Source organism: Haloferula sp. BvORR071, assembly GCF_000739615.1.
Classification (GTDB): Bacteria; Verrucomicrobiota; Verrucomicrobiia; order Verrucomicrobiales; family Akkermansiaceae; genus Haloferula.
On the sequence record NZ_BATP01000060.1, the window covers coordinates 21,106 to 40,146 of the forward strand.

A 19,041-nucleotide genomic window follows, 5' to 3' on the forward strand; every position below is an offset into this window, starting at 1 on the left:
TTTCGTTTGCTTTTTAAAACCGCCGGAGGACGGTATCTCTGAGAAATCTTTCGTCCGTGCCGGGGTAGTCCAAGGTGTGGTGCAGACCTCTGGACTCGCGGCGTCGTAGCGCGCAGTCGACGACTAGAGAAGCGACTGCGATGAGGTTGCGCAACTCAAGAATATCCGCGGTAACGCGGTGCCCCCAGTAAAACTCACGGACCTCCTTTTTCAAATTACGCAATCGCGTGGCCGCACGGCGCAGCCGATTGTCGGTCCGGACGATTGAAACGTAGTCCCACATCAGGCGCCGGAGTTCGTCCCAATTGTGGTAAATCACCACCAATTCGTCCGGCACGGCCACGTCCCCATGGTGCCATTCCGGGATTCCGGGTGCCTCGTCGGCGTGTTTGGCGACCCCGTAGTGGAGCAAAATGTCCTCCAAGGCCCGGCGGGCCATCACATTGCCTTCGAGTAAGGAATTGGAGGCCAAGCGGTTGGCTCCGTGCAGACCGGTGCAGGCGACCTCGCCGATGGCGTAGAGCCCCCGGATGGTGGTCTTCCCGTTTACGTCCGCCACCACGCCGCCGCACTGGTAGTGGGCCGCGGGGACGACCGGGATGGGTTGCTTTTCGCAATCCAGCCCGAAGCTCAGGAGCTTCTCGTAAATGAAGGGGAAACGCTCGCGCATGAAGCCCGGCGGCTTTTGGGTGACGTCCAGATACACGCAGGGCGCGCCGGTCCGCTTGATTTCGCGGTCGATCGCCCGGGCGACGATGTCGCGGGGGGCCAGTGAACCGCGGGGATCGGCCTTCTTGGTGAAATCCTCGCCGCGGGCGTTGATCAGGATCGCGCCTTCACCGCGCACCGCCTCGCTCACCAGGAAGGAGCGGGCTTCCGCGCCGACTGCCGCGGGATTGTAGAAGCAGGTCGGGTGGAACTGGATGAACTCCATGTTCGCCACGCTCGCGCCGGCCCGCCAGGCCATTGCCACGCCGTCACCGGTCGAGGAGTCGGGATTGGTGGTGTAAAGGTAAACCTTGCCGCAGCCGCCAGTGGCCAGCACTACCCGGTCCGAGCGGAAGATCCGCACTTCGCCGGTCTTTTTCTCCAGCACGTAGGCACCGATCACGCGGTCCTCGGTGACCATTCCGAGCTTGCCGGTGGTGATCAGGTCGATGGTGAAATGATCCTCCAGCAGGGTCAGGTTCGGGGTCTTGCGGGCGACCTCGACCAGCGATTCCGCGATCTCGCGGCCGGTTGTATCCCGGGCGTGAAGGATCCGGCGCTTCGAGTGGCCGCCTTCTTTGCCCAAGGCGAAGTGGCCGCCGCCGTTCTCCTTGTCGAAGTTTACCCCTTGGCTGGTCAGGTCGGAGATGGTTGCGGCGCCTTCGGTGATGATGGTGCGGACGGCATCCTCTTTACACAGGCCAGCGCCGGCATCGAGGGTATCGGCGATATGCAGCTCCACGGAGTCGCCCTCATCCCGGAAACCTTCGGGCAGCACGGAGGCGATCCCGCCTTGGGCCCATGCAGTATTGGAATCGAGTGCTTTCCCCTTGGTCAGCACAATCACCGAGCCATGGGCCGCAGCCCGGATCGCAAAGGTCAGACCGGCAATGCCTGCGCCGATCACCAGGAAGTCGCTCGTCATGGAGGAGGGGAGGATGGCGGCGTGCAAGGTGACGAAAAGTGCAAAAATCGTCAAAATCCCCACTGGCAGAGGAGGTGGCCGTCTGTGATCCTCCCGGCTCGATTTGATTGGGAAGAAAGCAATCCGGCCATGAGAAGCCTGCCCTACCTGACTCTGCGGCGTATTCAGGCCCTTGGGGCGATGGCTTTCATGCTGGCGTATTTCGGGTCCGATTTCATCGCGCCGGGAGTCTTGAGAACCATGTTCATCGTCCTGTTCGGGCTGATCGCCGGAGCTAGCGTGGTGTTTTTGGTGTGGGCCGGCGTCTTGGGGCGGCTCGGCCGCTTGGAGTTCAGTTATGCGGAGAAGGATTTCCGCAGCGCTTACTACAAGGCCGAGAAGCTCCACGAGCTGATGCAGGCTACCCGTCGTTCAAAGAAGGGCGGGTGAGGTGTGCTTCGACAAGCTCAGATTCGCTTCTCGTAGCCGTCGTGCTTGCCGATATAGAACCAGACGATTCGTCCGTCGTTCTCAACACCCAAGGCCCGATAATTTCGATCCACTCTCGCCGACCAATAGGAACCCACGCGCTTGAAGTGCAGGGAAGGGTGCCAGTGGTCCTCAAGCCATAGACGGAATTGCTTCCGGGCCAAACGACGCACTTCTGGAGGCAGCTCGCCGAACTGCTTACGGAAGCTCGCGCTGGTCGAGGACTTCATTCAGTGGGATCGTATTTTGCTGACGGTCTTCGAGCAGGGCTTGGGTGGCAAGTTCGTTGAAGGCTCCCGATTCGATCATGCTCTCGAAACGAAGATCGACGGCCCGGGCCGCTTCCTCGTCGATCTGTTCCGCCAAAGCGAGCAATTGGTCATCAGGAAGCTTCCGCACCTCCTGCATGATTTCAGCAATTCCCATAAGCAACCAATACCTTGAAACGACGCTGGTCGCAAGAGAACTGAATGGGGTCAGTGACCTAGAGATCGATGCCGTAGAGCGAGGCAATACTCGCCACGAACTCCCGGTGCTCCTCCGGCATCGTGCCAGCGTTTGAGGAAAGCTGCGAAGCTCGGCAGCTCTCCCGCTGGCCCGGCATTCAGCCACTTCACTGCTTCCCAGTGCTGCGGTTGTTTCTCGAAACAGGCGAGCATCACGATGGCCATGGCACCGTTCAGCTCGCGGTCGCAGGGCTCGGCTTCGAGTCGCTCGCGGTGTTGTTTGTAGAAAGCGGGCAGTCCGCTCTGGACAAGGGGCAGGTAGTGCTCGCGCTTGAGCATCACGTCCTTCGCATAGTCGCCCAACTTGGGCGCATAGCTCTGCCAGTTGGGGTAGGGGGCATTGCTGCGCCAGGTGCCTTCCATCTTCCGCAGGCAATAGAGCGAAGCGGTCTCGCACATCGTCTCCTCGAACCAGAGATGCTTGCGATCGCGTTTGTTGCCCGTCGCCATCACATGGCAGAGCTCATGGGCGAACTGATAGGAATACTGGCTCCAGTAGGTGCCTTGCGTGTCGAGTTTCACCACCGTCTCGCCTTGCTCGTTGCGTTGGTCGAGGGTGATCGGGCCCTCCTTGCCGCGCTCGACCACGACCTTTGTGCCGGGCAGATCCTTCCAAGTTCCGGTGAACTCAGCGGCCACCGACTCACAGATCTTCGTAATGTCCTTCTCCGCGCTGTCGAATCCGTCCGCATTGATCCGGGTGTCGAGTGGTTTTCCTTGGGCGATCCAAGGGAAGAACAGGAGAGAGCATAGAGTCCGGCGTAACACGATCAGGCGAAACGGTTGTGTGTGGAGCGGTTTATCATGGCAACACCACGGCGGCTAGAAGCTATCGTTGACCTTCCGGAAGAGACCTCTAGCTTGGAAGCCGCATGATCTCGCTGCGGCTCCCGGCGGTCCTGATTTGCCTCTTCGCTTTCCTGACTGGGCATGCGGCGGGCGTGATCAATGTCGGGAATTACGTCTGGAGCGACGCGGATTACGATGGTGTGCAGGATCCGGGTGAGGTCGGGGTGGCCGGAGTGACAGTGCAGTTGTGGAATTCCGCGAAGAACGACCTGATCGACTCCACGACGACGAACTCCAACGGCAACTACACCCTGGAGGCACCCGGCCCCGGAGACTACCGTGTGCGCTTCCTGCTTCCCGGCACCGCACTCGGCTTCTCCCCGATGGATGAAACGACCGATACCACGGACAGCGATGTCAATCCATCCGGCACCGATTTCGGATTCACGGATGTCTATACCTTTGGCCCGAACCTCATCAGCATCGTTTCGATCGATTGCGGCCTCCTCCCCGATCCCATGGGCTCCAACAATGTGGGTGACCGGGTCTTCAACGCGAATACCAGCGGCACCCAGACCGGTGCCTACGGCATCGGCGGGGTGACGGTGCAGTTGAGGAATTCCTCGGGGACCGTGCTGCAGACGACCATCACCGACACCTACGGTTACTATTCATTCCTGGCGAACCCCGGAAGCTACCGCCTGCACTTCGTGTTTCCGTCAGGCAGGCTGCCCACACCGCTCAAGGATGCCGGTGGCGACGATGCAAACGACAGCGACATTGACGACAACGGCGACACGGCCCTCTTCACCGTCACCAGCACTGCCGTGAAGATCCACAACCTGGATGCTGGATTCGTCTACTCCGCCACTGTGGGGAACCTCGTTTGGTCCGATGTGGATGAAGACGGCATCAAGGATACCAGCGAGCCGGGGATTCCCGGGACTACGGTGCAAATCTGGAACGACAGCCTGAACAAGCTGCTGGGAACAGACACCACCGATGCAAACGGCATCTATTCCCTGGAGGTGTTACCCGGGGCCTCCTACCGGGTGCGGGTCATCCCGCGCTACGCCGGGGACAGGCTCACGGTGAAGAATGCCGGGTCCGATGATCTCAAGGACAGTGACTTCAATCCCAGCGGAAGCTATGCGGGCTTCACCGACGTGCTGCCGATCGCCAGCAACGTGATTTCCATCACCAGCATCGACGCCGGGATCGTCGAGGATCCCATGAAGGATCATAACATCGGTGACCGGGCCTTCCGGGCCTCCGCGGGAGGGCTGCAGGAAACGGGCAATGTCTCCGGCGTGCAGGTCGAACTTTACAACACCAGCGGACTGGTGGCGACGACGACCACTGCCACGAACGGCTTCTATTCCTTCAAGGCGGCACCGGGCACCTATCGCCTGCACTTCACCGCGCCGGGGGGGATGATCCCGAGCCCGCATCCGAACCAAGGCTTCGACAACGATATCGACAGCGACATCAACGCGGACGGCTACACCTCGTGGTTCACTCTGGCAGCAGGCGCGGTGCGACGCGATCTCGATGCCGGCTTTGTCTACCTCATCGCCATGGGCAATCTCGTCTGGCACGACGTCGATGGGGACGGCATCAAGGATGCCAGCGAGGAGGGTGTTCCAAACGTGGAGCTCGAACTCTGGGACGAGGACAAGACCAGCATGCTCGCTTCCACCGTGAGCAACTCGAACGGCAACTACACCCTCCAAGCCCCCGGGCCGGGCAACTACCGCATCTGGGCCCTGCGACCGATGGGCACGGACGAGTTTTCGCCCAAGGATGCGGGCACCGACGACCTGGTGGATAGCGACGTGAACCCCAGCGGCGACGACTTCGGCTTCACTGCCCCGATCACGGTGGCGAGCAACGTGGTCTCCATCACCAGCATTGATGTGGGTATGACCTTCACCGGAAACGCCACAGCGCGGACGATCACGCCATTCCGGATCACAGGGCTGCGCCGCGATGCGGCCAATTGGCTGATCGACTACCAGGCACCGGTCTTCGGAACTTATGTGATCGAAGCCGCGACCGATCTGAAGAACTGGGAAGAGGTGGGGTCTTCCTTCCCGACCATCAGCTCCACCGGCACGCGGAGCGTCGCGCTCACGCCTTCGGTGCCGAAGAAGTGTTTCCGGATGCGGCGAACGAGGTGATCCGGTGGCCGGATGAACCGACTGCACCGGTCGCTTCCGGATGCGGCCCTTGTCAATGGAGCGGCTGGTAGCTATTTCTCGCTGCGATGTCCGAGAAGTTGGCGGCGAGCGACTGGCAAAGGAAAGCCCGGAGAGAGGATCTGGCGACAGGGCTTCCCTTTTCGGGCTTCATGCTCGCAGGGGCCATTTGGAATATTCCGTGGCTCTTTGTTCCCGGCTTGGGATTCTGGTTGGTGGGATTCGTCCTTCAGCGGTTCCGCATGCGCCGCTGCCGTTGCCAGAGATGTGGCAAAATGCTGCACCGCGAGATGAAAGACGATTCCCTCATCTCATTTGGTTGTGAGAGCTGCAGTGTCCTTTGGACCACGGGTGTCACTCAGGATGGGTAAGCTTGATTGAACAAGGCGCTCAGGGAAGCAGCGTCACGTGGTCGATCAGCCGGACCTCTCCATAAAACACCGCCGTGGCCAGCACCGCGGGTTTCCTGATCTGGCCGACGGGCTGGAGTGTCTCCGCGTCCACCAACTCCAGATAATCGATCTGGGCGAAAGGGGACTCCTCCAGGTGCTTCCGCGCAGCGGCGAGGAAGGGCGCGGCGGCGCGCTCGCCGAATTGGAGCAGGGAGCGGGCCCCTTCCAAGGCGCGGCGGATGCGCGGGGCATCGGCGCGGTGCTCGGGCGTCAGGCGGACATTGCGGGAGGACATCGCCAATCCGTCCGCCTCGCGGACGGTGGGGTAGCCGATGATTTCCACGGGCACGTCGAGGTCCCGGACCATGCGGCGGAGGATTGCGAGCTGCTGGACGTCCTTCTCCCCAAAAACCGCGGCGTCCGCTTGGAAGAGGTTGAAGAGCTTGAGGACCACGGTGCAGACCCCGTCGAAGTGGCCGGGGCGGGTCGCGCCGCAAAGGTGGGTGGAGAGCAACGATTCCGTCACTGTGATCGAGCGATCCGGGAAATACATCGCACCGGATTCCGGGGTGAAGGCCAGATCGACCCCAGCGTCACGGCACTTGGCGAGATCGTCCTCCAGCGGCTTCGGGTAGGCGGCGAGGTCGCCGGGGCGGTCGAATTGGATCGGATTGACAAAGATTGAGACGGCCACAGTGCCGGCGGGACCGGCTTTTTCCCGGGCCCGGCGGACCAGCGCGAGGTGCCCCTCGTGTAGGGCACCCATGGTCGGGACGAGGACGAGCGGGCGGGGTAGGGCGGCGATTTCGCGGCGGAGTTCCGGGGCAGTGGCGGCGATGCGCATGACGGGGCCAAAATGAGGCCGAAAAGTCCCGGCGCAAGGCCCGGATTCGGCCCGGATGGGGCGTTGACGCTCCGGAATTTTCGGTTCAAGGTCCGGCCCAATCCCAAGGGGAACCCCTTCCAATCAATGACCATCATCCGCCGTTTTATCGCCCTCGTGGCTGCAACCGCCTTCATCGGGACCGCCGCGGCCCAAGAGGGCAAGCTGAAGATCGCCACCGTCGATATGCAGCAGCTCTTCAAGGAATATCACCGCACCAACGAGGCGCAGAAGGAAATCAACGTCGAGCGGGCCAAGATCCAGAAGGACAACAACGAGCGTTTGGACCGTATCCGCCAGCTGGACACCGAGCTGCAGGGCATGCGCAAGCAGCTTGAGGATCCCTCGATTTCGGACGCGAAGAAGCAGTCGGTTTTCCAGGAGTGGAATATCAAGCAGCAGGAAGGCATCGCGCTTGACCGCGAGCGTCGCGAGTTCCTCCAGCGCCGCAACCAGGGCCTCAACGAGAAGATGGTCCAGCGGATGAAGGGCATCCTCGAAGAGATCCGCAAGCTGGTCGAAGAGAAGGCCAAGGCGGAAGACTTCGACTACGTCTTCGACAAGTCTGGCCTGAGCACCTCGCAGGTTCCCTTCTTCCTCTACACCAAGGACGCGACGGACATCACCGCGGTTCTGCTGAAGGAACTGAACAAGGATGCCCCGGCGGAGAGCAAGCCCACCCCGGATGACGGTAGCACCCCGCTGACGCCGACCCCGGCTCCCGGAGAGTAAGCGATTGGATTCAAGCTGCCAAACTGTGGTCCTGACTCTTTCCGAGCTCGCCCGTCTGGTCGATGGTGACGTCGTCCGGGGCGAGCTCGATCTTTTGATCGATGGCATCTCATCCTTGGATGAGGCCGCCTCCACGGAGCTGTCCTTCCTCGGCAACGAGAAGTATCGCAGCCAATATCTGGTGACGAAGGCTGGCGCGGTGATCGTGCCGCGTGGAACAGAGGATGGACCGGAGGGCTGTGCGCTGATCTCCGCAGACCATCCCTCACAAGCATTCAGCAAGGCGGTGGCGCATTTTGTGTCCGCCGTGGCGCGGCGCTTCACGCCGGGGATTCATCCGCGCGCGATTGTCGATGAGGCGGCCAAGCTGGATCCGGACAAGGTCCGGGTGCATGCCGGGGCGGTGATCATGGCGGGTGCTGTGATCGGCGATGGCAGCGAGATCGGGCCGAATTCGGTGATTTATGAGGGAGTGCGGATCGGCCACGATTGTTTTATCCAGGCAAACGTCACGGTCCGCGAACGCTGCATTTTGGGTGATCGGGTGACCCTCCAGCCCGGGGTGGTGATCGGCTCGGATGGTTACGGCTACGAGATGGTGGACGGCCGCCACAAGAAGGTCGACCAAGTCGGGATCGTGGTAATCGGGAACGACGTGGAGATCGGTGCCAATAGCACGGTGGACCGCGCGCGCTTCGGCCGCACGGTGATCGGGGAGGGGACCAAGATCGATAACCTCGTTCAGGTCGGCCACAACGTGCAGATCGGAAAGCACTGCCTGCTCATCGCCCTGACCGGGATTGCGGGTAGTTCCCATTTTGGCGATTACGTGGTGGCTGCGGCGCAGGTCGGCGTCGCAGGGCACGTGAAGATCGGCTCGAAGGCGATGCTCGGCGCGCGAACCGGGGTGACGGCGGATCTCGAGGGTGGGGTCACCTACGGTGGCAACCCGGCCCGGCCGATCATGGAGGAGCAGCGCTCACGGGCTCACTACAAGAATCTCCCGAAGCTGGCCGAGCGGGTGAAGGCACTGGAGAAGAAGTTGGGGGATCAGGACGGTGCCTGAGGAAAGGGTTGCGCTGGCTAACCGCGCTTCTTGAGCAGCTTGTCCCACCTTGCTGGATCGGACCGATTGTGGAAGAAGGCTGCAAAAACGACCTCATCGTTATGCAGCCGATAGAAGATTCCGTAGGGGAACTTCTTGAGGTTGCGACGTCGGTGGGAGGAGTCGAAAGGCGGATTTGCTGTCGGGTGATCCAAAATCCTGTGCAAGGCCTCGCCGAGTTCCCTCGTCATCTTGAAACCTAATCCACGAGATTGGTCTTCGTAGTAGTCGAAGGCCTTCGCGACGTCGGCCTCGGCAGACTCAAGGACGCGGAGCCTCATTGGCTCGGGGCCCTGGATTCGATGCGGTCCAAAAATTCAAAGCCCTGACTAGAGCCGAGTTCACCCTTCTGATAAGCTTCCCAGCGGGAATTGAGTTCTGTGGAGACCTTGGCTTCCCACTCTTGGTCCCGCTCCGCCTCCAGACTCGCGTAAAGAAGCTCGGCCAGCTGGATTCGCGCCAGTGGCGGCAGCTTCAAAGCCTCCTGTTCGAGAGTAAGCGCGTCCATGTTTACAGCGGGACGCTATCACGTTTACTGTGACTTGGAAAGTCGAAGTTCGGATCACGCGTAGGCTCTACCGATCAGGCGTAGCTGCGGATCGCGAGGTGGACGGCTTCGAAGGCGAGCGGTTCCTTGTGGAGTTCCGGAGCGGCACCGTCACCTTTGTATTCCCACGCGGAGACGTGGCAGAAGGTTTCGTCGTGGCGCTTGGCTTCGCCGGGCTGGGTCTTGCCAGCCTGGACTTCGGGATCGGCGTCGGTGAACTGGTGTTCAACGCGGAAGTGACCACCGCAGGATTCCTCGCGATCGCGGGCGTCGTAGCACATCATCTCCGCGAACTCGAGGAAGTCGGCGACGCGGCCGGCCTTTTCGAGTTCCATGTTGGTGATGTCGCCGGAGCCGGGGACACGGACGTTCTGCCAGAACTCTTCGCGGATCTTCGGGATCTCGGCGATGGCTTCAGTGAGACCTTCGCGAGAGCGGGCCATGCCGCACTTGTTCCACATCACCTCGCCGAGCTGCTTGTGGAAGCTGTCGACGCTGCGCTTGCCATTGATGGAAAGCAGCTTGTTGGTGCGGCCGGCGACTTCCTCCTCGACCTTCTTGAACTCCGGGTGATCGGTCTTGATTATCCCGGGCTTCTGGGTCGCGAGGAAGTTGGCGATGGTCGTTGGGATCACGAAGTAACCGTCGGCCAGACCCTGCATGAGGGCAGAGGCACCGAGGCGGTTGGCGCCGTGGTCGGAGAAGTTTGCTTCACCCAGGACGTGCAGGCCGGGGATGTTCGACATCAGGTTGTAGTCCACCCAGAGGCCGCCCATGGTGTAGTGCACCGCAGGGTAGATCATCATCGGCCGCTTGTAGGGATCCTCGCCGGCGATCTTCTCATACATCTGGAAGAGGTTGCCGTAGCGTGCGCGAATCGTTGGCTCGCCGAGGCGGGCGATGGCATCACGGAAATCGAGGTAAACGCCGAGGCCACTCTTCGCGACACCGCGACCGTCGTCGCAGGCTTCCTTCGCCGCGCGGGAAGAGATGTCGCGGGGGGCGAGGTTACCGAAGGAGGGATACTTGCGCTCGAGGTAATAGTCGCGCGCGTCTTCCGCGATATCGGCAGGGTTCAAGGTGCCGTTGCGGATCTTCTCCGCGATCTCTTGCGACTTTGGTGCCCAGACGCGGCCGTCGTTGCGGAGCGACTCCGACATCAGCGTGAGCTTCGACTGGTAGTCGCCGCTGACGGGGATGCAGGTCGGGTGGATCTGCGTGTAGCAGGGATTCGCGAAGAGGGCTCCACGCTTGGCGGCGCGCCACGTCGAGGTGACGTTGCAGCCCATCGCGTTGGTCGAAAGGAAGAAGACGTTGCCGTAGCCGCCGGTGGCGAGGATCACTGCATCGCCCGCGTGGGATTCGATTTTGCCGGTGGTCATGTCGCGCACGACGATGCCCTTGGCGTGGCCGTCCACGAGGACCACGTCGAGCATTTCGGTGCGCGGATACATCTTTACGCCACCCTTATGGATCTCCTTCTCCAGCGCTTGGTAGCAACCGATCAGGAGCTGCTGGCCGGTCTGGCCACGGGCATAGAAAGTGCGTGAAACCTGGGCGCCGCCGAAGGAGCGGTTGTCGAGCAGGCCGCCGTATTCACGGGCAAAGGGGACGCCTTGCGCCACGCATTGGTCGATGATGTTGACCGAGACTTCGGCGAGGCGATGGACGTTGGCCTCGCGGGCACGGAAGTCACCGCCTTTGACGGTGTCGTAGAAGAGACGCTGAACCGAGTCGCCGTCGTTCTGATAGTTCTTTGCGGCATTGATGCCACCTTGCGCGGCGATCGAGTGCGCGCGGCGCGGGCTATCCTGATAGCAGAAGCACTTCACCTGATAGCCAAGCTCCGCAAGCGTGGCCGCGGCGGCACCGCCTGCCAAACCCGAGCCGACCACGAGGATGGTGAACTTCCGCTTGTTCGCGGGGTTGATCAACTTCGAGTCCATCTTGTGCTTGGACCACTTTTGATCCATGGGACCCGAGGGGATCTTGCTATCGAGTGACATGACGAGCAGGGAAGGAGATTAGCGGCCGAAACGGAAGACGAGGATCGAGAGCGGGATCGAGATGAAGCCCGCCCAGATCAGGACTGCGTAACCCTTGGAGATGAGTTTCACCATGCAGGCTGACTTTTTGGAACGCAGACCGAGGGTCTGGAACATCGAGCCGACGCCGTGGCTGAGGTGTGAGCAAAGCAGGGTCATGGCGATGATGTAGAAGAGCACCACGAGCGGATTGCTGAAACCGTCGATAACCATCCGCCAGGCGTCGAAGCGCAGCTCGCCGAACTTGTCGTGGTCCACATAGCGATCCGCCGGGAAGCTCACCCGGACCGTGAAGTGGAGCAGGTGGAAGATCACGAAGGCGAGGATCGTGAGACCCGAATAGATCATGATCTTCGCGGACTTGGTGGTCTGGATGGTCGTCGGGTGCGCGTAGGCCTGGCGGGCAGCCCGGTTCTCACGGGTTAGCGAGATGGTGGCGGCGACGTGCAGGACTACTGCGGCAAGCAGGCCGGCCCGCGCGATCCAGACACCGGCTCCATGGAGCATATGGTGGAGGAACTGGGCGTAGTCATTGAAGGCCTCGCGGCCGACGTAAACCAGCAGGTTTCCGGCGAGGTGACCGGCAAGGAAACCGGTGAGGACCAAACCGGTGAGGGCGACAATCATTTTCCGTCCGATGGAGGACTTCCAAACACGGGAAACGATTGGGTATGAAGAAACTGCGGCAGCTTTCATGGGCGGCGATTCGGTATCAACGCGCGGAAGAAGTTAGATAGCTAGTATCTGCCATGCAAGGGGAGACTCCCCGAAGGGCAGGATCAGGCATGAAAAAAGCGTATCGGTTGCATCAAAACGGTTTGGCCATGGCCATGTAGGCCGCCACGGCGCCCAAGGCGACGCAGATGCCGAGTAGGGCAGCGGCGGGCAAGACCTTGCGCTTGGCGAGGGCCGGGGCAGCACCCAGGAAGAGCCAGAGCACCAGCTTCACCTGCCACCAGTGCTGGTCCATCGGCGGCTTCTTCAGCATCGCGAAGCCCAGAAGCAGCAGGAGCAGGAGAGAAATCCCGTGCAGCATGCCAGCCAGCTTGCGGTTCTTGTCATCCGCGGCGGCGGCGATCGCGCCGAGACCGGCGAAGACCCCGAGGGCTCCAGCGACGTGGAGCGTTTTGAGGAGGAAAGGATCCATGCGCCCCGAATCTCGCGCTGCCGGGTGGCCGCGGGCAAGCGAAACCTCCCGATACCTTGGTGCAATGGTCGCTTGCCCATCGCCGCAAGCCTGCTCCGTAAGGTGGAGCGGGATCAGGCGCTGGCCGAGAGCTTCGGAATCGCGGCCAGAAGCTTTTGGGTGTAAGCGTTCTGTGGGTTGTTGAAAAGGGCGTCGGCTTCGCCTTCCTCGACGATTTTGCCCTTGTACATCACCACGATGCGGTCGGCGAGGTAGCGGACGACGCCGAGGTCGTGGGTGATGAAGATCATGGTCAGGCCCAGCTCGGTGCGGAGCTTTTTGAGCAGATTGAGAATCTGGGACTGGATCGAGACGTCGAGCGCGGAGACCGGCTCGTCGGCGATGATCAGCTTAGGCTCTGGAGCCAAGGCGCGGGCGATGGCGATGCGCTGGCGCTGGCCGCCGGAGAATTCGTGGGGGTATTTCTTCTGGAAGCGGGGATCCAGGCCCACGGTTTCCATGAGATGGGCGACCCGGTCCTGCATCTGGCGCTTCGGGACCGAGCCGTGGCGTTGGCTGATGGCCTCGGCGAGAGTCGAGTAAACCGTCATCCGCGGATTGAGCGAGGCGTAAGGGTCTTGGAAGACCATCTGGAAATCCAGGCGGCGCTTGCGGACCTCCCACGGCGGCAGCAGGGCCAGATCCTCGTTGTTGAGGATGATTGATCCGGCGGTGGGCCGGATGAGCTGCATGACGGTGCGGGAGAGGGTGGACTTACCGCAGCCGGATTCGCCGACCAAGCCGAGGATCTCGCCACGCTCGATCGAGAGGCTGACCCCGTCCACCGCGCGGATGGTTTCGAGCGTCGGCGCGAAGATCGAGCCGGAGCGCTTCTTGAAATGGGTCTGGAGGTCGCGGATTTCGAGGTAAGCCACGCGGCTTTCAAAGCATGCAGAGTTCCGGGCGGCACGGAAAAAGTGGGTGAGGGGTGGGGCAGAGGGAAATTTTGGACCGGGATGGATAGGATGGATGGGATTTTGAGTTCAGGGCGGGAAGCTGACCGTGGGTTCGAATCCCACTCCTGAAGGGTCAAAATTCTTCATCCCATCCATCCCGGTCCTTGATCCGAAAACGTCTCTTTACCTAGGCCACGGACTTGGTTCAGGATGATCTGATAGGAAAGTGATCCGACTTGGCCCGAGCCCTGCTAATCCGATGCCGACCCCAAGAATACGCATGTTTGAGGCCTACGAGGCAGATGGATTTTTCGATGAGATGTTCGCCCCCGGCGGCGAGGTGCGGCCCCACTACCGCGCCCTTCTGAACCGCTTTTCGGCACTGCCGCCAGCGGATTTCGAAGCCCGCCGGGCCTCTTGCGACCAACACTTCCTGCGCCAGGGGGTGACCTTCAACGTCTATCATGACGACCGGGGGACCGAGCGCATCTTCCCCTTCGATCCGGTGCCGCGGGTAATTCCGGCGGACGAGTGGGAGCATCTGGAGGCGGGACTGACCCAGCGGATCATCGCGCTTAACCTGTTCCTCCACGACATCTATCACGAGCAGCACATCCTGCGTGACGGGATCATCCCGCGCTTCTACATCGAGGAGGCCAAGCACTACCGGCCTGAGTTCCGCGGCATGAATGTGCCGAAGGACATCTACATCCACATCTGCGGCAGTGACCTGATCCGCGGTGCGGATGGCACCTACTACGTGCTGGAGGACAACGGCCGCTGCCCCTCGGGTGCTTCCTACCTTTTGGAGAACCGGAATGCGTTGAAGCGCGCTTTCCCCTCGCTGTTCGAATCGCTGGGGGTGCGGCCGGTGGATGCCTATCCGCGGGAGTTGCTGGACATGCTGCACCACGTCTCGCCGCACCGGGAGGGTGAGCCGGTCTGCGTGCTTCTAACACCCGGGTGCTACAACAGCGCCTACTTCGAGCACTGCTACCTGGCCCGCGAGATGGGCATCGAGATCGTGGAAGGCCGCGACCTGGTGGTGATGGACGACTTCGTCTACATGCGCACCACCAAGGGGCTGGTGCGGGTGGATGTGATCTATCGCCGGATCGACGACGATTTCCTGGACCCGACCGTCTTCCGGAAGGACTCGGTGCTGGGCGTTCCCGGCATCATGCGCGCCTATCAGGCTGGCCATGTGGCGCTGGCGAATGCCGTGGGCACCGGCGTGGCGGACGACAAGGTCATCTACTATTTCGTTCCGAAGATCATCGAATACTACCTCGGCCAAGATCCGATCCTGCCGAACGTGCCGACCTTCCTTGCTTCCGAAGAGAGCGACCGGAAGTATATCCTGGAAAACCTGAAGGATCTTGTGGTGAAAGCCGCGAATGAATCTGGCGGCTACGGGATGCTGATGGGCCCCTCCGCGACGCAGGAGGAGATCGCCAAGTTCAAGGACAAGATCATCGAGGACCCCCGGAATTTCATCGCCCAGCCGGTGGTCAACCTGTCCCGCTCGCCCACATGGTGCGGCGACGACGGCATGGAGGGCCGCCATATCGACCTGCGGCCCTATATCATCTACGGCAACGACGTGAAGATCGTGCCGGGCGGCCTGACTCGCGTGGCCCTGCGCAAGGGCTCGCTGGTGGTCAATTCCTCCCAAGGCGGCGGCAGCAAGGACACCTGGGTCTTGAAATAACTTTCCATCTCCCATGCTCTCCCGCGTTGCCAGCAGCCTTTATTGGATGGTTCGTTACATTGAACGGGCCGATAACCTCGCCCGCCTGATCGATGTCAACGGCCAGCTCTTGCTCGATCATGAGCGGCTCGACAGCGAGCGCCTGCGGGCGTTCTGGAAGCCGATCATCCTGAGTACGGGCGATGAGACCCTCTTTGCTGATCTCTATAGCGAGGCCGGCAGTGCCGAGGTGATCCGTTTCCTAACAGACGATCGCAAGAATCCTAACAGCATCGTCTCGACCATTGCCCTGGCGCGTGAGAATGCGCGGATGGTGCGCGACCAGCTTTCCGAAGAGCTGTGGGAAGAGTTGAACGGGCTCTACCTCTTTATCAACTCACGTGATGGCGAGCTGCTGCTAAGTGCCGATCCCACGCGCTACTACGAGACGATCCGCCGGGCGACCTTCTCCTTTCACGGGATTGCTGCGGCCTCAATTGCGCGCAGTGAGGCGTGGGAATTCATGGATCTCGGGCGGCACCTGGAGCGGGCGGACAAGACCACTCGCTTCCTGGACATCACCAGCTTCCTGCCGGAAGGCGAGGTGCCGGGCAACGGCGCTGCGACCTTCCACTGGACGGCAATCCTGCGTTCCTGTGGTGCGCTCGGGGCATTCCGGGCGGCCCACCGCGGTGAGCCGAGCGCGGAGTCGGTGATCGGCTTCCTGATGTTCTCGCGCGACTTCCCGCGCTCGGTGCGCTTCTGCGTGGACCGGATCGACCGGAATCTCCACAGCATCTCCGGGGCGCCGCGGGGCACCTACACGAACGACGCCGAGCGGGTGTCGGGACGGCTGTTGTCCGAGCTGTCCTATGGCTCGACGGAAGAGGTGCTGGAGAATGGCCTCCACGCCTATCTGGATCTGACCCAGGCGAAGTTCAACGAGATCGGGGAGGAATTGTTCCGGACCTACGTGCTGCTGCCGGATGGGGCCGAGAAACGCCCGCCGATTCCTGCTGCCAATATGAGCGCAGTGGTCGCTTGGCAAATGGCCCAGCAACAGCAATAGCCAGCGCGGTCACCCCGAAATCCGCCCTGCGTGAATCTGGAATTTGCCGATCCCGGCCTACGAACTGCGTCCACACCCGGAACATTGATGGCCCAGCCCCTCGAGCCAGGACCTGTTTTCCGAGTCCTTCACCGCACCGTATTCGAATACGACGCGCCGGTGCGGGAGAGTAAGAATACGCTTCATTTGGAGCCTCGGACTTTTCCGTTCCAGAGGACCATCTCGGCACCGGTAAGAGTGCTGCCGGCCACGAGAGTCCGGCGCTTCCGGGATCTTTTCGACAATTTCACCCACTATTTCGAGTTGCCGGGAGATCACCGCCGGCTGGAGATCGAAAGCCGGATCAAGATTCAAAACCTGCCGCTGGTACTGCCGGAGCATGACCAGAAGGCAATGCTGCACGAGTACCGGGGTGGTGACATCTCGGAGCGAACCTGGGTGTATTTGCAGGATAGCCCTTTTGTGTCGCGGAATCCGCAGGTGTGGCGGCAAGCGATCGACATCACCAGTGGCATCGGACCGGTGTTCGAGCAGGCGGTGGCGATCATGCACTGGGTCCATGGGAATTTCCGCTACGAGACAGGCTCGACCAGCGTGAGCACGAAGATCGAGGAAGCCTTTGCGCTGCGGCGCGGGGTTTGCCAGGACTTCACGCACGTGATGCTGGGATTGTGTCGTTCTGTAGGGATTCCGGCGCGGTACGCCTCAGGCTACCTTTACAATGGTCCGCTCGATCATCTTGTGGGGGCTCAGGCCTCGCATGCTTGGGCGGAGGTCTTCTTTCCGGCAGTCGGTTGGATTGGCTTCGATCCGACCAACCAGACCTTGGCGGATGAGCGTTATATCAAGATCGCGGTGGGCCGGGACTACGACGACGTCGCTCCGATCAAAGGCACCTACCTCGGAAGCGGGCACTGCAAGATGAGTGTGCTGGTGGAGGTGGAGAAGGTGGAGTAATCCGTGATTGGGAAAGAACTCAATCCACCGGAATCAGCTTCACCGAGCGCAGGTTCATGAGGCCGATGCCCTTGATATTGAGGGGACGGACGTGCAGGGAAAGAAGACCGGGCTGGGAGATGGTGATGGTGCCGACTTTGGTCTCACGGAAGTCACGCCAGTGAGCCGTCGGGAGGACCCGGTAGTGCAAGGTCTGATCCAAGAGGCGGATCTCGACCTCGCCTCCCGACTCTTGGCCAACCGCCGCGTCGAGGATGACGTCGAAGCGGCCCGGGAGCTTTTCCTCGGCGCCATTCGTGCGGCGGATGGTGTAAGGGTAGCGCATCACGAAGGGGAACCAGACGCTCTCACCGGTATCCGACCAGAAGCCGATGTGGCTTTCCTCGTGACGCATGGGATTGGTGGCGGTGACGGAGGGAGCGAGCAGCGCTTGCGTGGCCAGGAGCGTGACCGAACGGTCAGGGGCTTGGCGCGGGTAAGGCGAGGAATCGAAGACCGCCGGTCCATTCAATCGCACGGCAACGACCGGCAGTGGATCCGATGGATCCGGGGGCGTGGCGGGCAGGCGGATGGCGGGCGGGCCGCCTTGCGACTGCTCCACATCGACAAAGCCGCTGCCTAACAGCGTCGCGGAACTACAATCCGTTTCCAAACCCTCAAGCGAAAGGAGGCCGCCCTCCGGCCATTCGCGGAGATGGCAAAACAAGGTGGGATCCCGCTCGTCCGCGGAGACGGTGATCCAGCCCTTGAAGGGCGGATAGGGCAGGGGCGAGCCGCTGGTGCCGTAGATGGATTCACCGTGGGTGCTCAGCCACTTGCCGACCTCGCGCAGGGTGCGGGCGGAGGGATCGGGAATGCGGCCATGGGCATCGGGCCCGACGTTCAGGAGAAGATTGCCGCCCTTGCTGGCGACCTCAGCGAGCAGTCGGATAATGTCGGCGGGACCCTTCCAAGCGTCGTCGTGATAGCTGAAGCCGAAGCTCTCATTGAGCGTGTGGCTGGCTTCGAAGAGGCGGCCATTGTAGCCGGCCGGCGGGACATACTTCTCCGGCGTGAGAAAGTCGCCATTGGGATTTTCCAAGCCGCTCCAGAAGCGGTTGTTGATGATGACGCCCGGCTGGTGGCTGCGCCAGATATCGAGGATCGAGCGCGTGCCCCAGCGGGGGCCCTCGTTCCCGGCGGATGAGTAATCCACCCAAAGGATGCCGAGCGGGCCATAGCTCGAGGCGAGCTCGGTGAGGTGCTGGTGAAGGTAGCGCTGGTAGCGCACCTTGTCTGGATACTGCCAGTCAACGAGCGAGTAGAAGGCGCCGGGGATCAAGCCCTCGCGGCGGAAGCTATCGGCGAACTCGCGGAAGAGATCGCGGCCCGCGGGAGAGATGTTGGTGGTGCCAGTGACCGGATTGTGGACCGAGTATTCCGCCTTGCTGTTGAATAGCGTGTAGCCTTCGTGGTGCTTGGCGGTGAAGACGGCGTATTTCATGCCGGCTTCCTTCGCCAGCTTGGCCCACTCGGTGGTGCAGCCGGGCTCGGGCTTGAAGAGTGGCTTGAGGGTATTGCCGTAGTCTGGTTCACCGACGGAAGCCCAAGTGCGGATGTGCTCCGCTTGCTGTTGCTCGTAGCGGGTTCCCTTGGCGGGATCGGGTGGCCAGTAGCCGCCTGCGGCGGAGTAGAGGCCGAGATGGATGAACATGCCGAAGCGGGCCTCGCGGAACCACTTCACGCGCTGGTCGTGGTCGGCTTTCCAGTCCTCGCTGCCGGCAAAGGCGGACATCTCCTGATCGGCGGGGCCGGGCGCAGATTCATCGGCCGCGGGTGCGGGCATATTTGCGGCCAGCAGTGCAAGGCAGATCCAGTATCGGCTCGAAGAGCGGCTCATCGCCGGAATGGTAGCGGAATTGCGGGGCGGAACGCAAAAAAAGTTCCGGCACCGCCGCCCACGCTG

19 protein-coding genes are annotated in these 19,041 nt (G+C 61.6%); 7 read left to right on the forward strand and 12 right to left on the reverse strand.

Annotation, left to right across the window (positions count from 1 at the left end; translation table 11 throughout):
• Nucleotides 1-13: 13 nt before the first annotated feature.
• The gene (gene nadB, locus BV071_RS30480; protein WP_035616036.1) at nt 14-1,633 is read right to left on the reverse strand and encodes an L-aspartate oxidase; all 1,620 of its coding nucleotides are present in this window, start codon (nt 1,631-1,633) and stop codon (nt 14-16) included.
• Between the two features lie 129 nt (nt 1,634-1,762).
• Between nadB and BV071_RS30485 the strand changes: the two genes are divergently transcribed.
• Nucleotides 1,763-2,062 carry a hypothetical protein gene (locus BV071_RS30485; protein ID WP_035615712.1) on the forward strand — a complete coding sequence of 100 codons (300 nt, stop codon included), beginning with the start codon at nt 1,763-1,765 and terminating at the stop codon, nt 2,060-2,062.
• Nucleotides 2,063-2,079: 17 nt separating this feature from the next.
• Here BV071_RS30485 and BV071_RS34580 read toward each other — a convergent pair whose 3' ends face one another.
• Genes BV071_RS34580 through BV071_RS30495 form a run of 3 tightly spaced genes read right to left on the reverse strand, consistent with a single transcriptional unit; the run spans nt 2,080 to nt 3,375 of the window.
• On the reverse strand, nt 2,080-2,331 hold the full coding sequence (locus tag BV071_RS34580) for a hypothetical protein (RefSeq protein ID WP_075091053.1): 252 nt from the start codon (nt 2,329-2,331) through the stop codon (nt 2,080-2,082).
• Entirely contained in the window at nt 2,300-2,527 is a 228-nt protein-coding gene (locus tag BV071_RS30490) for a hypothetical protein (RefSeq protein ID WP_265595100.1), read from the reverse strand. The genes BV071_RS34580 and BV071_RS30490 overlap by 32 nt, the downstream gene beginning before the upstream one ends.
• A 50-nt stretch (nt 2,528-2,577) precedes the next feature.
• Entirely contained in the window at nt 2,578-3,375 is a 798-nt protein-coding gene (locus BV071_RS30495; RefSeq protein ID WP_035615716.1) for a hypothetical protein, read from the reverse strand.
• Nucleotides 3,376-3,479: 104 nt separating this feature from the next.
• Here BV071_RS30495 and BV071_RS30500 point away from each other — a divergent pair, with 104 nt between their 5' ends.
• A complete protein-coding gene (locus BV071_RS30500) occupies nt 3,480-5,576 on the forward strand; it encodes an SdrD B-like domain-containing protein (protein WP_035615717.1) in 2,097 nt (698 codons plus the stop codon).
• 408 nt (nt 5,577-5,984) lie between these two features.
• Here the strand turns inward: BV071_RS30500 and panC are convergent, their stop codons facing one another.
• Nucleotides 5,985-6,830 (reverse strand): pantoate--beta-alanine ligase, encoded by an 846-nt coding sequence (panC, locus tag BV071_RS30510; RefSeq protein WP_035615722.1) that lies wholly within the window; start codon nt 6,828-6,830, stop codon nt 5,985-5,987.
• A 126-nt stretch (nt 6,831-6,956) separates the two neighbouring features.
• Between panC and BV071_RS30515 the strand changes: the two genes are divergently transcribed.
• On the forward strand, nt 6,957-7,601 hold the full coding sequence (locus BV071_RS30515) for an OmpH family outer membrane protein (protein WP_265595101.1): 645 nt from the start codon (nt 6,957-6,959) through the stop codon (nt 7,599-7,601).
• 25 nt (nt 7,602-7,626) lie between these two features.
• Entirely contained in the window at nt 7,627-8,667 is a 1,041-nt protein-coding gene (gene lpxD / locus BV071_RS30520; protein WP_081886348.1) for a UDP-3-O-(3-hydroxymyristoyl)glucosamine N-acyltransferase, read from the forward strand.
• A gap of 17 nt (nt 8,668-8,684) precedes the next feature.
• Here the strand turns inward: lpxD and BV071_RS30525 are convergent, their stop codons facing one another.
• The 6 genes from BV071_RS30525 to BV071_RS30550 all read right to left on the reverse strand — a co-directional run bounded on the left by BV071_RS30525 (nt 8,685) and on the right by BV071_RS30550 (nt 13,359).
• A complete protein-coding gene (locus BV071_RS30525) occupies nt 8,685-8,987 on the reverse strand; it encodes a type II toxin-antitoxin system RelE/ParE family toxin (protein WP_035615732.1) in 303 nt (100 codons plus the stop codon).
• Nucleotides 8,984-9,214 carry an addiction module protein gene (locus BV071_RS30530; RefSeq protein WP_035615734.1) on the reverse strand — a complete coding sequence of 77 codons (231 nt, stop codon included), beginning with the start codon at nt 9,212-9,214 and terminating at the stop codon, nt 8,984-8,986. Before BV071_RS30530 ends, BV071_RS30525 begins: the two co-directional genes overlap by 4 nt.
• Nucleotides 9,215-9,288: 74 nt before the next feature.
• Nucleotides 9,289-11,259: a fumarate reductase/succinate dehydrogenase flavoprotein subunit gene (locus BV071_RS30535; protein ID WP_035615735.1), complete on the reverse strand. Its 1,971-nt coding sequence runs from the start codon at nt 11,257-11,259 to the stop codon at nt 9,289-9,291.
• A gap of 18 nt (nt 11,260-11,277) precedes the next feature.
• A complete protein-coding gene (locus BV071_RS30540; protein ID WP_075091054.1) occupies nt 11,278-11,994 on the reverse strand; it encodes a succinate dehydrogenase cytochrome b subunit in 717 nt (238 codons plus the stop codon).
• 112 nt (nt 11,995-12,106) lie between these two features.
• Nucleotides 12,107-12,445, reverse strand: a complete 339-nt coding sequence (locus BV071_RS30545) for a hypothetical protein (RefSeq protein ID WP_035615736.1) — start codon at nt 12,443-12,445, stop codon at nt 12,107-12,109.
• A gap of 113 nt (nt 12,446-12,558) precedes the next feature.
• Nucleotides 12,559-13,359: an ATP-binding cassette domain-containing protein gene (locus tag BV071_RS30550; protein ID WP_052574079.1), complete on the reverse strand. Its 801-nt coding sequence runs from the start codon at nt 13,357-13,359 to the stop codon at nt 12,559-12,561.
• A 301-nt stretch (nt 13,360-13,660) separates the two neighbouring features.
• Between BV071_RS30550 and BV071_RS30555 the strand changes: the two genes are divergently transcribed.
• The 3 genes from BV071_RS30555 (at nt 13,661) to BV071_RS30565 (ending at nt 17,096) form a co-directional block, all read left to right on the forward strand.
• Nucleotides 13,661-15,091 carry a circularly permuted type 2 ATP-grasp protein gene (locus BV071_RS30555; protein ID WP_265595102.1) on the forward strand — a complete coding sequence of 477 codons (1,431 nt, stop codon included), beginning with the start codon at nt 13,661-13,663 and terminating at the stop codon, nt 15,089-15,091.
• 13 nt (nt 15,092-15,104) lie between these two features.
• Nucleotides 15,105-16,139, forward strand: coding sequence for an alpha-E domain-containing protein (locus BV071_RS30560; RefSeq protein WP_052574080.1), 1,035 nt, complete (start codon nt 15,105-15,107; stop codon nt 16,137-16,139).
• Between the two features lie 87 nt (nt 16,140-16,226).
• A complete protein-coding gene (locus BV071_RS30565) occupies nt 16,227-17,096 on the forward strand; it encodes a transglutaminase family protein (protein WP_035615740.1) in 870 nt (289 codons plus the stop codon).
• Between the two features lie 19 nt (nt 17,097-17,115).
• On the opposite strand, the gene BV071_RS33995 is transcribed toward BV071_RS30565, so the two are convergent.
• Nucleotides 17,116-18,975 (reverse strand): alpha-L-fucosidase, encoded by a 1,860-nt coding sequence (locus tag BV071_RS33995; RefSeq protein ID WP_081886349.1) that lies wholly within the window; start codon nt 18,973-18,975, stop codon nt 17,116-17,118.
• Between the last annotated feature and the right edge of the window lie 66 nt (nt 18,976-19,041).

Bases quoted from the DNA above. Each gene is read 5' to 3' on its own strand.
- nadB (WP_035616036.1), bottom strand. From the start codon at position 1,633: ATGACGAGCGACTTCCTGGTGATCGGCGCAGGCATTGCCGGTCTGACC.
- BV071_RS30485 (WP_035615712.1), top strand. From the start codon at position 1,763: ATGAGAAGCCTGCCCTACCTGACTCTGCGGCGTATTCAGGCCCTTGGG.
- BV071_RS34580 (WP_075091053.1), bottom strand. From the start codon at position 2,331: ATGAAGTCCTCGACCAGCGCGAGCTTCCGTAAGCAGTTCGGCGAGCTG.
- BV071_RS30490 (WP_265595100.1), bottom strand. From the start codon at position 2,527: ATGGGAATTGCTGAAATCATGCAGGAGGTGCGGAAGCTTCCTGATGAC.
- BV071_RS30500 (WP_035615717.1), top strand. From the start codon at position 3,480: ATGATCTCGCTGCGGCTCCCGGCGGTCCTGATTTGCCTCTTCGCTTTC.
- panC (WP_035615722.1), bottom strand. From the start codon at position 6,830: ATGCGCATCGCCGCCACTGCCCCGGAACTCCGCCGCGAAATCGCCGCC.
- BV071_RS30515 (WP_265595101.1), top strand. From the start codon at position 6,957: ATGACCATCATCCGCCGTTTTATCGCCCTCGTGGCTGCAACCGCCTTC.
- BV071_RS30525 (WP_035615732.1), bottom strand. From the start codon at position 8,987: ATGAGGCTCCGCGTCCTTGAGTCTGCCGAGGCCGACGTCGCGAAGGCC.
- BV071_RS30530 (WP_035615734.1), bottom strand. From the start codon at position 9,214: ATGGACGCGCTTACTCTCGAACAGGAGGCTTTGAAGCTGCCGCCACTG.
- BV071_RS30535 (WP_035615735.1), bottom strand. From the start codon at position 11,259: ATGTCACTCGATAGCAAGATCCCCTCGGGTCCCATGGATCAAAAGTGG.
- BV071_RS30540 (WP_075091054.1), bottom strand. From the start codon at position 11,994: ATGAAAGCTGCCGCAGTTTCTTCATACCCAATCGTTTCCCGTGTTTGG.
- BV071_RS30545 (WP_035615736.1), bottom strand. From the start codon at position 12,445: ATGGATCCTTTCCTCCTCAAAACGCTCCACGTCGCTGGAGCCCTCGGG.
- BV071_RS30555 (WP_265595102.1), top strand. From the start codon at position 13,661: ATGTTTGAGGCCTACGAGGCAGATGGATTTTTCGATGAGATGTTCGCC.
- BV071_RS30560 (WP_052574080.1), top strand. From the start codon at position 15,105: ATGCTCTCCCGCGTTGCCAGCAGCCTTTATTGGATGGTTCGTTACATT.
- BV071_RS30565 (WP_035615740.1), top strand. From the start codon at position 16,227: ATGGCCCAGCCCCTCGAGCCAGGACCTGTTTTCCGAGTCCTTCACCGC.
- BV071_RS33995 (WP_081886349.1), bottom strand. From the start codon at position 18,975: ATGAGCCGCTCTTCGAGCCGATACTGGATCTGCCTTGCACTGCTGGCC.